11 protein-coding genes and 2 pseudogenes are annotated in these 11,052 nt (G+C 70.1%); 6 read left to right on the top strand and 7 right to left on the bottom strand.

What is annotated here, in order from left to right; translation table 11 throughout:
• Positions 1–96: 96 nt before the first annotated feature.
• Positions 97–927 carry a tetratricopeptide repeat protein gene (locus tag ACIBJF_RS49020; protein ID WP_399184382.1) on the top strand — a complete coding sequence of 277 codons (831 nt, stop codon included), beginning with the start codon at positions 97–99 and terminating at the stop codon, positions 925–927.
• Between the two features lie 262 nt (positions 928–1,189).
• On the opposite strand, the gene ACIBJF_RS49015 is transcribed toward ACIBJF_RS49020, so the two are convergent.
• Both ACIBJF_RS49015 and ACIBJF_RS49010 read right to left on the bottom strand, forming a co-directional pair.
• Entirely contained in the window at positions 1,190–1,345 is a 156-nt protein-coding gene (locus tag ACIBJF_RS49015) for a DUF6131 family protein (RefSeq protein ID WP_365331449.1), read from the bottom strand.
• A 307-nt stretch (positions 1,346–1,652) separates the two neighbouring features.
• On the bottom strand, positions 1,653–1,952 hold the full coding sequence (locus ACIBJF_RS49010) for a hypothetical protein (RefSeq protein ID WP_399184383.1): 300 nt from the start codon (positions 1,950–1,952) through the stop codon (positions 1,653–1,655).
• Here ACIBJF_RS49010 and ACIBJF_RS49005 point away from each other — a divergent pair.
• From ACIBJF_RS49005 to ACIBJF_RS48995, 3 genes are all read left to right on the top strand, one after another.
• Entirely contained in the window at positions 1,939–3,237 is a 1,299-nt protein-coding gene (locus tag ACIBJF_RS49005; RefSeq protein WP_399184381.1) for a phosphatase PAP2 family protein, read from the top strand. The genes ACIBJF_RS49010 and ACIBJF_RS49005 overlap by 14 nt on opposite strands.
• A 244-nt stretch (positions 3,238–3,481) precedes the next feature.
• Positions 3,482–3,895 (top strand): YciI family protein, encoded by a 414-nt coding sequence (locus ACIBJF_RS49000; RefSeq protein WP_399184380.1) that lies wholly within the window; start codon positions 3,482–3,484, stop codon positions 3,893–3,895.
• Positions 3,896–3,903: 8 nt separating this feature from the next.
• On the top strand, positions 3,904–5,049 hold the full coding sequence (locus ACIBJF_RS48995; RefSeq protein WP_399184379.1) for an RNA polymerase sigma factor: 1,146 nt from the start codon (positions 3,904–3,906) through the stop codon (positions 5,047–5,049).
• Between the two features lie 97 nt (positions 5,050–5,146).
• Here the strand turns inward: ACIBJF_RS48995 and ACIBJF_RS48990 are convergent, their stop codons facing one another.
• Both ACIBJF_RS48990 and ACIBJF_RS48985 read right to left on the bottom strand, forming a co-directional pair.
• Positions 5,147–6,079 carry a DUF1259 domain-containing protein gene (locus ACIBJF_RS48990; protein ID WP_399184377.1) on the bottom strand — a complete coding sequence of 311 codons (933 nt, stop codon included), beginning with the start codon at positions 6,077–6,079 and terminating at the stop codon, positions 5,147–5,149.
• Positions 6,080–6,450: 371 nt separating this feature from the next.
• Positions 6,451–6,912, bottom strand: coding sequence for an SRPBCC family protein (locus ACIBJF_RS48985; protein WP_399184376.1), 462 nt, complete (start codon positions 6,910–6,912; stop codon positions 6,451–6,453).
• A 261-nt stretch (positions 6,913–7,173) separates the two neighbouring features.
• Between ACIBJF_RS48985 and ACIBJF_RS48980 the strand changes: the two genes are divergently transcribed.
• Entirely contained in the window at positions 7,174–8,202 is a 1,029-nt protein-coding gene (locus ACIBJF_RS48980; protein ID WP_399184375.1) for a LuxR C-terminal-related transcriptional regulator, read from the top strand.
• Positions 8,203–8,299: 97 nt separating this feature from the next.
• Here the strand turns inward: ACIBJF_RS48980 and ACIBJF_RS48975 are convergent.
• The 3 genes and pseudogenes from ACIBJF_RS48975 to ACIBJF_RS48965 form a co-directional block, all read right to left on the bottom strand.
• Positions 8,300–9,233, bottom strand: a pseudogene (locus ACIBJF_RS48975) (IS481 family transposase); the annotation flags it as partial.
• A 5-nt stretch (positions 9,234–9,238) separates the two neighbouring features.
• Positions 9,239–9,783: pseudogene (locus tag ACIBJF_RS48970) on the bottom strand (alcohol dehydrogenase catalytic domain-containing protein); the annotation flags it as partial.
• Positions 9,776–10,216: a 4-oxalocrotonate tautomerase family protein gene (locus tag ACIBJF_RS48965; RefSeq protein WP_399184374.1), complete on the bottom strand. Its 441-nt coding sequence runs from the start codon at positions 10,214–10,216 to the stop codon at positions 9,776–9,778. The gene ACIBJF_RS48965 and the pseudogene ACIBJF_RS48970, both read right to left, overlap by 8 nt.
• 105 nt (positions 10,217–10,321) lie before the next feature.
• Here ACIBJF_RS48965 and ACIBJF_RS48960 point away from each other — a divergent pair, with 105 nt between their 5' ends.
• Positions 10,322–10,906 carry a TetR/AcrR family transcriptional regulator gene (locus ACIBJF_RS48960; RefSeq protein ID WP_399184373.1) on the top strand — a complete coding sequence of 195 codons (585 nt, stop codon included), beginning with the start codon at positions 10,322–10,324 and terminating at the stop codon, positions 10,904–10,906.
• Positions 10,907–11,052 lie beyond the last annotated feature (146 nt).

Here is an 11,052-nt window from a genome sequence, read left to right as displayed (position 1 = left end):
TTCCATCTCCACGCTCATGCGTCCCCGCCCAGGTGGGCAGAACCCGTGTCAGACCTCACGGTCCGCATGGGATCGCTTAGCTGATTAGAGACGCTCCTGGCGCTGAACGACCTCACCCGGCTGCTGCAAGGCGGCGGCCATCTCGCGCTCGCCGAGCAGCGGTTGCGGGAGGCCCTGTCCGGGTGGGAGCGGCTGCGCGGCCAGGACGACCACCAGACCCTGTCGATCGCGTCGAACCTGGGGAAGGTCCTGATCGACCTCGGACGCAGGGAGGAGGCGGAAGGGCTGATGCGGGACACCGTGGCCCGCCGCGTCCGCACCCTCGGCGCCGCCCATCCCGACACGCTCAGCAGCAGGAACACCCTGGCGGGAACGCTGCGCGGCTCGCCCGACCGGCTCGCCGAGGCCGAGGGCATGTACCGCGCGATGCTGGCCGACGCCGACGCCGACGGCGACGTGGCACTGACCGTGCGGCACAACCTCGCCGCCGTCCTCATCCACCTGGGCAGGCTCGCCGACGCCCTGACGATGTACCGGGAGCTGATCGACGCCCGGTCGCGGCTGAAGGGCGACCGGCATCCCGACACCTTGACCGCCCGGCACAACCACGCCGTCGTCCTGAACCGGCTCGGCCAGGTCACCGAGGCGGAGACGCTGATCGCCGAGCTGCTGCTGGACTATCGGCGGGCACACGGCCCCCGGCACACCGCGACTCTCGGCGTCCAGGTCGACCTGGCGGCGATGAAGGCCAACCAGGGCCGCAGCGCGGAGGCGATTCCCCTGCTGCGCGACGCGATCGAGGGCTACCGCAGCACGTACGGCCCCAACCACCCGCGCGTTCGCGAACTCACCGGCATCCTCGCGCAGCTGGGCGGTGATCGAAGCGGGCCAGGCCCGGAGTGCTCAGATCACCGAGTCCGTCCGTAGGGCAGGCGCACCTTTCCAGCAAGTGCCCCGCAAGGCATGCCGGACGGCGTACCTCATTCAGGTGCGGCGGCTCCGCGGGCGCCTCAACTCCCGGGCAACTCCCCGAGAGTCGACGTGTTCGAGCGCCCTCCGGCTGGGCATGCCGGGGCTGGTCGGGGTCGAGGGCCAGGCAGACGGGTTGTACGACGCGTCTACGCCGGTGGGCCCCTCAGGCGCGAACCGGGAGGTCCGGCCCCGGCAGCCGGAAAGTGGGCTTCAACGCTTACCAGTAGTGCCGTCGGCCGGCGACTGCGTGCCCCATGGAGCCCAGGATCCACAGTGCCGCGCCTACGACCAGAAGAATTATGCCGATGGTCCACAGGATGGAGATCCCTGTGACGAAACCGATGATGAGCAGGATGACACCGAGGGCGATCATGACAGGCCTCCTGGTCAGGGAATCGCTCCTGTCATCCGGGTGCCCCGAACCGGAGGGCGATACGCCACTTGGGAGGCCCCGTAAATCGTCGCATCCCAGTGGGCAGGTCCGCTACTCGGAGTGACCGCACCGCCCCGGACGGTTGAGGAGCATCTTCCTCGACGACACGACGCCGAAGACGCGGTCGGGCACGCCCCGGGACCGCGTGGCGCCATGATCCGCGCTCGCGGACAAAGCGCCTACCGCCCTCTGAGTTGATCCTCAAGGCGTGGTGCTTGATGGACCCGCTGGTCACTGTTTGCCGGTATTACGGCGTTATGTCAACGCCCTTGCTCGGGCCGGTAGTTCGCGGCCCGCCGACGCAATACTGATGAACGGCAAAATCCAGTTGTACCGCTCGGGTAGCATGATCGAACTTACGGGGACCTCCCGCATCGCTGACCCTTCCCCGGGGAGCTGTGCTATCCGGACGAAGGGTGATCAATTCAATAACATCGAATAAATCGGCCAAATAATTGATACCTATCGCGTCGCGGGTGATTTCGCGAATAAAGAGCAGATTCGGGTTCGCTGCGGGCCACGGGCCGCGGGTGATGCTGTGGGTCACGGCGGGTGTCGTGGCCCTCGGATTCCTCGTCGGCCTGGAGGTTGCCGCGCGTCGCTACGGCCTCCCGGGGCCGATCACCAATCAGGTGCGGGAGGTGATATTTCCTCCCAAATCAGGCTTCCTGCTGTACGGCAGCATGGCGTTGATGATGGTGGTGCTCACCTGGCGGCAACGGTTCATCGCGGCGGGTGTCGCGATTGGCATCGATGTCACCGTGTTGCTCGTGCGGTGGGCCGTGGGTGCCAAGATCACCGAGGGTCACCCCTTCGGTAACGGCGCGTTGTGGGTGATTCTGGGCTATGCGGTCATCGCTGTCACCCGCCGAAGGGGCGCGGATCGGGTTCTGCTGCTGAAGGGCGTGGGTCTTGGCCTGCTGCTGGTGGCCGGCCGCAAGGCCGGCGATACCTGGCTGCTGATCACGTCGAAGAGCCGCCCATCGGTGCTCGACCAGTACGTGGCGACCGCCGATCGGGCGCTGGGCGATCCGTCGTGGCTGGCAGGCCGGATCGTCAGGGCCACAGGTCCGGTCGGCGCCCACGTTCTCGACCTCGTCTATGGTCAGCTGGCAGTGGCCGCGGTCGTCGTCACGGCGTACCAGCTGCGCAACGTGGCGGCCGAGCGTCGATTCCCAAGTCACCATCTGGTGCGCACCTTCCTGGTCATCGGCCTCCTCGGGCCGGCCATCTACATGATCTTCCCGGTGGTCGGACCGGTCTTCGCCTACGGCCCGGGCGCCTCCGGCACCGGCGGCTTGCACTGGGCAGTGGCCAACCTGTGGCCGGACACGCCGCCGCCCATCCATGCCCCCCACCCGATGCCGTACGACGAGATCACCCCACGCAACTGCATGCCCAGCCTGCACACGGCGTGGGCTACTGCGATTTTCGTTCATTCCCGCAAAGGCCCACGGCTTCTGCGATTCGCAGGCGCGTTCTGGCTGGTCGCCACGCTCGGCGCAACGCTGGGGTTCGGCTACCACTACGGGGCGGATCTCGTCGCGGGTGTGGTGTTCGCGCTGACGATCGAGGCGGCTCTACGCTCGGTCGAACGTGGCTGGGACCGGTCAGGAATCCAGCTGGTCGCCTACGGCACAACGGTTTTCGCCGCGCTCTTGCTGTCGTATCGGTATCTGCCGGTGGAGATGGCCACACATCCGTGGCTGTTCGGACCACTTCTCATTCTGGCGATGACCTCAGTGGTCCGCGGCTACATACGGATCACCAAACTGTGGGATCCGGAGATTGCACCGGTGCCTCGACCAGAACCGCAACCCGAACTCGCCTGAGCCGTGTCGCGTCGGCACGCGCGTGAGCTCCCGCACCGAACCGCGGCTTCGGAGCCACGCACACAAGAGCGGTGGGATGGGCGGCGTGGGCCGCGCCCGAGGAATGGGGCGCGGCCCACGCCGTTTTGCGACCGCACCGTCGCTCAAAAAAAGACCGGACGGCGATGTCGAGAACCCGCGTCCGGCTCCGTCCCCGGGGTGAACGCGACCACAATGGGCCGCAGGAGTACCGAGGAGAGACACGATGGCCAAGTACCTGCTGCTGAAGCACTACCGCGGCGCCCCGGCTTCGGTCAACGACGTACCGATGGAGCAGTGGACGCCGGAGGAGATCTCGGCCCACGTGCAGTACATGCGGGACTTCGCGGCCCGCCTGGAGGAGACCGGCGAGTTCGTCGACAGCCAGGCACTGGCCCCCGAGGGGACCTTCGTCCGGTACGACGGCGAGGGACGCCCACCGGTCACCGACGGCCCGTTCGCCGAGACCAAGGACCTCATCGCCGGCTGGATGGTGATCGACGTCGACACCTATGAGCGGGCCCTCGAGCTGGCCGGGGAGCTGTCGGCCGCCCCCGGCGCCGGCGGGAAGCCGATCCACGAATGGCTCGAGCTGCGCCCGTTCCTCGGTGGGCACGAGCACTGCGTCGTCACGGAGTGACCTCATCGATGGACGAGGTCCTGCTGCGCAGCCTCACACCGAACGTGCTCACCGTCCTCGTCCGCCGCGGAGCCGACTTCGCGGCGGCCGAGGACGCCGTACAGGACGCACTGGTCGAGGCGCTGCGCGTCTGGCCGGCCGACCCGCCGCGGGACGCGAAGGGCTGGCTGATCACCGCGGCCTGGCGCAAGTTCCTCGACGCGACGCGGGCGGACGCCGCCCGCCGCCGGCGTGAGGACCTCGTCGAGGAGGAACCGGCGCCCGGGCCCGCGCCCGCCGTGGACGACACCCTCCAGCTGTACTTCCTGTGCGCCCACCCCTCGCTGACGCCGTCGTCGGCGGTCGCGCTCACGCTCCGCGCCGTCGGAGGGCTGACCACCCGGCAGATCGCCCAGGCCTACCTCGTGCCCGAGGCGACCATGGCGCAACGCATCAGCCGGGCCAAGCGCACCGTCCGCGACGTGCGATTCGACCAGCCCGGCGATGTCGCCACCGTGCTGCGCGTCCTGTACCTGGTCTTCAACGAGGGCTACTGCGGCGATGTCGACCTCGCCGCCGAGGCCATCCGGCTCACCCGGCAGCTCGCGGCCGCCGTCGACCACCCCGAGGTGGCGGGGTTGCTCGCCCTCATGCTGCTCCACCACGCCCGGCGTGCCGCCCGGACCGCGGCCGACGGCAGCCTGGTGCCGCTCGCCGAGCAGGACCGCGGCCGGTGGGACACCGCGTTGATCGCCGAGGGCGTCGGGATCCTGCAGGCGGCCCTCGCCCGCGACCGGCTGGGCGAGTTCCAGGCCCAGGCCGCCATCGCGGCCCTCCACGCCGACGCGCCCACCGCCGAGGAGACCGACTGGGTGCAGATCGTCGAGTGGTACGACGAGCTCGCACGCCTGACCGACAGCCCTGTCGTCCGGCTCAACCGCGCGGTCGCCGTCGGCGAGGCCGACGGCCCGCGCGCCGGTCTGGCGGCACTCGCGCGGCTGGACGACTCCCTGCCCCGACATGCCGCGGTGGCGGCCTACCTCCACGAGCGCGACGGCGACCTGGCGACCGCGGCACGGCTGTACGCCGAGGCGGCCCACAAGGCGCCCAACCTCGCCGAGCGCGACCACCTGACACGCCAGGCCGCCCGGCTCAACACCCGCCGACGTCGCTGACGGGCGGCGCTCGGACTTGCCCGCGGCACTGGGCGCGCCCCTGTGGCCACGGCGGTCGCCTCACGATCCCTCTGAGAGGGCGCGCAGTGCGGTCCGATCAGCCGCTGGCTGCGTGAATCCGGTCGAGCCCCGCGCGTAGGTCGTGGGCGAGTGCGGTGGCGTCGCCGGTCTTCCAGAAGTGCAGATAGAACAGGCGCGGCTGCTCGTAGAGCAGGTGGTTGTGCACCTCGATGACGGTCAAGCCGTGCGAGCGCAGGGCGCGGATGACGGGGTCGACCTGGTCGGCGGTCATGGCGAAGTCGCCGTTGACCGCTGCTCGCCCGCCGCCGAGCGGCTGGAACATCAGCAGCGTCGAGGCTTCCATCAGGTACGGCAGCGTGATGTGGGCGCGGCCGTCGGCTACCGATTCCTTCAGCGGGATGTGGTACTGGAGTACGCCGTTTTCGTTGTCGCCCTTCGTGCCGACGATGCGGTTCAGCTTGGCGACGTCGAGCGCGATCGGCCGCTCGGCGCCGGGCTGCCAGCCGAGGGGGATGCCGGTCGTGGCGAGGGCGTCGTGCACGGTGCGGGCGATGTGCGTCGGGTCGCCGAGGGCCCAGTAGTGCAGCCACCACAGGCGCGGGGTCTCGTCCTGGAGGTGCTTGTGGAGGGCGGTGACCTCCACGCCGCCTTGCTGGAGGCGGTCGGCGACCGTGTTCACCTCGCTGCCGGTGAGGGTGACCTCCCCGATCATGAGCGTCCTGCCGTCGCCGGTGGGGTGGAAGGACGCCTCGGCGTTCAGTTCCATGGCCGGGTTCTCGGTCACGCCGGCGTTGACCACGTGCAGGTCGGTGCGCAGCCACTCGGCGGTGTGCACATCCTGGGCCTCGGTGGTCAGCGGCTGGCCGATCGCGCGGCTCACGGCGTTCCAGTCGACGCCGGGGGCCTGGCCGGAGGCGGTGCCGAGGGTGAGAGCGAGGGCGGTGGCAACGGCCGCGGCGCTCGCTGCGACGATGCCGGCGGGGCGTCGGAACAGCTTTCGGTGAGCCATGCATGCCTCCCGGTTGCGTCGGCGTGTCACCTGAAGGCCGGAGTCGCTCCTTCCCAGGGCACCACGCAACCGCCTGCGGCGCGCGTCGAGACCCGCTCGCGGCCGGGCTCATCCGCAGGTGGCGGCTGGTCCCGGCCGCGCCGAGCCGAACGCGTCCCCCCCGCCCCTTCACCTAAGGCGCCCCTTCACCTAAGGCGCCCCGCTCCTGAAGAAGACCTCCGACGCAGGCGACGCATGTGCGCCGATATCCCGGTGCCACGCGAACGGGGCCGGCTTGCGCATGCAGGGAACGCGGTGCGGCGCGCTGATTCCTCCCGCAGCTTTCCGCCTTCCCTGCCGATGCGCACCTTCCATCGGATGGGCCTGGGCGACTATCCCCCTGGCCTGATGCGTCCGCGCCAGGCTCCGGACTCTCCACCGCGCTGCTCGATGTACTGCTTGAAGCGCTTCATGTCGCCCTTGACGCGCCGGTCGAGTGTTCCGATCATGTCCGCGGCCTTCTCCACAGGCCCACTGGGTTCGACATCCATGACCAGTTCCACCCTGGTGTGCATGTCGTCGACGCGCTGGAAGCGGACCGAGCCCTTCTGGGACGTGTCACCGCTGGTGGTGCGCCATGTGATGCGCTCGTCGGGAAGCTGGTCGACGATTTCCGTGTCGAATTCCCGGCGGACTCCACCGATCTTGGTGGTCCAGTGGTTGTGGCGATCGTCCAGCTGCCTGACTTCCTCGACTCCCTCCATGAAGTCCGGGAACGCCTCGAACTGCGTCCATTGGTTGTAGGCGGTGCGCACAGGCACGTCGACTTCCACTGTTTCCTTGACCGTGCTCATCAGTGCCTCCGTAGATCGATCGGGCGCTGTGCCGAGTACCCGGCGCGTCACTGGCTACTACCTCGGGCTTGAGCTGCCCCCGCCGGGGTTCGCTTCGTTGAATGTGCGATCAGGACCACGAAGGGATGCAGACTCCCCGGTTCTGCCGGATTGACAAGGCCCGCGCCGGGTTCGATCACAACGGACGTAGCATCGACGCCGGTTCACCACCGGTCGGCTCGGGTTCGCCCGGCCTCGCAGCGCACAGGAGTGTCACAGCCCATGGACGCACCCGCGGACAGCCCGTGGTCGGGAACCGGTCTGGACGCGCTGACCGGGCGCGTTCTGGAGCACCTGGTGGCTGTGCCCTCGGCGGACGCGGCCGAGGTGGCGGCGGCGGCCGGCGTGTCGGCGGTTGACGCGGAACAGGCCCTGCGACACCTCGCCGACGCCTCACTGGCACTGCGCATCGACGGCGGCACGCCACGCTGGGCGGCCGGCCCTCCGCGCTCGTCCCTCGGCGCCCTGCTGGCCCGACGGCGGGCCGAACTGGCGCGCGCCGAAGCGCTCGTGGAGCACCTGCACGAGGTGTACGAGACCGTGTCCGGGCCGCGCGCGGCGCACCTGGTGGAGCTGCTGGAGCGCCAGGAGCAGGTGTCGGCGCGCTACGGCCAGCTGCTCAAGGGATGCGCATCCGAGGTGCTGCACCTGGCGAAACCGCCCTACGTCACCGGTTCCGACGCGTCCACCGGGGAACCGGGCGTGGCGGAGGGGGTGCGGATGCGCTCGGTGTACGAGACCGAGGGCTTCACCGACGCGGTCTCCCTGACCACGGCGTTGCGTGGCACCGGGCAGGGCGGGGAACTGCGGCTGGCGTCAGGGCTGCCGGTGAAGCTGGTGGTGTTCGACCGGGCGGCGGCCCTGCTGCCGGTTGACGGGGGCCGGCCGGCCGCGGGCTCTCTGGTGGTCCACTCGCCCGCGCTCGTCGAGGCACTGGTGGCCCTGTTCGAGTGCGTGTGGGAACGCGCCGAGCCGGTGTCCCTGTCCAGCCGGACCGACGCCCCACCGCCGACGCCCGGCGGTCCCCTGCCCGCAGACGCCCCGGCGACACAGGAACCGGACCCTCGCACGCGGGAGATCCTGCACCTGATGGCCACCGGCATGAAGGACGACACGATCGCCCGCCTCCTCAAGGTGAGCCGCCGCACCGTCCAGAAGCACGTCAGCGAGGCCGGCACCCGACTCGGCGCCCGCACCCGCTTCCAGATCGCCCTTCTGGCGGCGGAACGGGGGTGGCTGGGGGACCACTAGCTGTGATGTCTCATGAGGTTGGTTCCATCGCGTCCTCGATCGTGAGCTGCTGGGGGACGACAGCGGGTGGTTGCGGCAGATGGCCGAGGGTGACGCGGTATCCGCTGGCGGGAGTTCGGCTGATGGGTGGCTTCCCGCCGAGAGCTGAGTGCGGTCGCTCGTGGTTGTAGTGGTTGAGGAAGTCTGCGAGTGCGACGCGACGTTCAAGGTCGGAGATGTAATCGCGCACGTAGGCCCGTTCCCGGGCGAGTGTGCCGTTGTAGCGTTCGACTTTCCCGTTGGTCCGCGGTGTATGGGGGGCCGGTGCGCTTGTGCTTGGTGCCGGTTGCTGCGACGGCGTCAGTCCAGGTGTGCGAGCGGTAGCGTGCGCCGTTGTCCGTGAGGATGCGGCGGATCGAGATTCCGTGGGCGGCGAAGAAGGACGCTGCGCGGTGCCAGAACGCGGCCGCGGTGGCAGCACGTTCGTCCTGCAATACCTCGGTGCATGCCAGTCGAGAGTGATCATCCACGGCTGAATGCAGGTAGGTGTAGCCAACGTTTTCGGTGCCGGGGCCGGCCCGTTTGGACGCGCGGGCCGCATCGGTGCTGAGGCCGTGCATTCGCGACCCGCCGCCTGCCGGGATGCGTCCGAGCTTCTTGATGTCGACGTGGATCATGTCGCCGGGCTGGTCGTGCTCGTACCGGATGACCTCGCGCAACCGCTCGCCGGTGGGTGGGTCGAGGTCACGCAGGCGGTTGAGTCCCCGGCGGACGAGGACGCGGCGCACAGTGGCCTGGGCCAGTGTGATGCCGTGCAGCCGCTGGAGGTCGGCTGCCAGGCGGGCCGGACCGTGTGTGGTCTGACGACGCAGTGCCTCCACGAGATCTGCGACGTCTTCTGCGGTGCGGGCCGGGCTCACTGCTGGGCGGGAGGAACGGTCGAGAAGTCCGTCCTCAACGTGCGCGCGCCAGCGGGCGTACCACTTGCCCAAGCACCGGCGGGAGATGCCGGCTTCGGCGGCGACGTGTGCGAGTGGGCGTCCCGCCTCGATGCGTAGCTGCCGCGGGCGATGACCAGAACGCGGGCACCGGGGCGGTTCTTCAGGTGGGGGGCGACCAGGCGCCAGGCCAGGGACCAGTTGTCGCTGGCGGACGCCATGGCGACCGGGTCGAGACCCGGCGGCAGGGGAACGAGCATGGCGTCGGCGTAGGGGACGCGGACCAGGTCGGAGAAGAGCCCGCCTCAGCTGCCACCGATCGGCGCGCCGTACATGGCCATGTGCGGCACCGACGTGCAGTGCGCGGTCAGCTCTGCCCTGCACTGGTCGCGCGTGCCGCAGTTGATCGACCACGGCACGACGACCAGGTCGCCGGGGGCGACGGTGGTGACCGCATCCCCGGTCTCGACGACCCGGGCGACGCACTCGTGTCCGAGCGCGAACGGCGGGCGAGGAAGCCGTGCCCGGCCAGGATCGAGGAGTCGACATCGCAGGAGGTCGCGGCGACCGGCGCGACGATCGCCTCCCGCTCGGACCCGAGCACCGGGTCCGGGGCCTCGCGCCACTCCACGGTGTTGCGGGCGACGTAGGTCAGCTCACGCACCGCGGGGCTCCTTCTTGTCGTCGCGGGCGAGCGCCACCAGGTCCGCGTAGCGGACGACCGAGCCGCCCGCGCCCCAGGTGCCGTCCGGCTGCTCGTGGATGAGCACCCACACGCGCAGCGCCTCGCCCTGGGGCAGGCCGGCAGCGTCGAGCACTGTTCGGGTCGCTTCCTCGACCAGGCCGGCCTTGCGGCGCTCGGACAGGGCGCCCTCGGGCACGGTGACCTCCACGAGGAACCGCGGCGCGTCGTCCTCCGCGGTGGCCTGCGCCCCGTGCGGGAGTTCGAACAGGTAGCTCCACGCCTGGGCGCGGAAAAACGCGGTGTCGGGTGCGCCCTCCCAGCGCAGCAGCACGGCGGCGAGCTCGCGCTGGACACTGGCACGGCCCTTCTCTGTAAGGGCACCGGTGGGTGCGGTCAGCCGGATCATCGGCACGGTGGCTCTCCTTGAGGGATCACGCCGCCATCGCATTATGACGGTCGTTATAACCGGTGCCACGCTAGACTATGACGAGCGTTATAACCAGAGGGGAGCAGGCACGTGCCCAAGACGAACCCGGAGGCACGGGAGCGGATCGTGGCCGGCGCCGCCGACATGATCAGCCGACGGGGCCTGAGCGCCACGAGCATCCGCGAGATGGCCAAGCACGCCAAGGCGCCGCTCGGCTCCACCTACCACTACTTCCCTGAGGGCAAGCAGCAACTGGCCACGGAGGCAGTCCGGTACACGGGTGAGTGGGTGGCCCGCAGCCTGCGCAAGGAGCTGGAGAAGGGCCCGGCTGCAGGACTGCGGGCGTTCCTGGCGCTGTGGCGCAAGATCGTCGTCGACACCGACTTCCGCGCCGGGTGCCCGGTGCTGGCCGTGGCCATCGAGGAACCGCCGACCGACGAGATCCCGCCCGCTCTGGCTGCCGCGGCCGAGGTCTTCGACCGGTGGGAGTCGCTGCTCGCCGACTCCCTGCGGGCCCACGGCGCCGAGCCCGATCAGGCCGCGCAGCTTGCGACCCTCATCGTCTCCTCCGTCGAGGGCACCGTGGCCATGTGCCGGGCCAAGCGCAGCGCCGAACCCCTCGATCGGGTGGCTGCTCAGCTTCAGGGCCTGATCGACCGCGCCATCGGGGCCTGAGTCGCAGATCGCCCCCTCGCCGGGCTGCCCCGGCGCCCGCCCCGGGGGCGGGCCCCGCCGGCGCCCCCCGGGCCCCCCACATCGCCCCCGGGGCCCCCCGCGCGCCCTAGGGAGTCCCGAGTTGAGAACCCCCCAGGTCACCAGCC

The sequence above is a fragment of the Streptomyces sp. NPDC050743 genome, assembly GCF_044456925.1.
Classification (GTDB): Bacteria; Actinomycetota; Actinomycetes; order Streptomycetales; family Streptomycetaceae; genus Streptomyces.
Note: the sequence above shows the minus strand (reverse complement) of the source record. Positions and strands in the feature narration are given on the sequence as shown.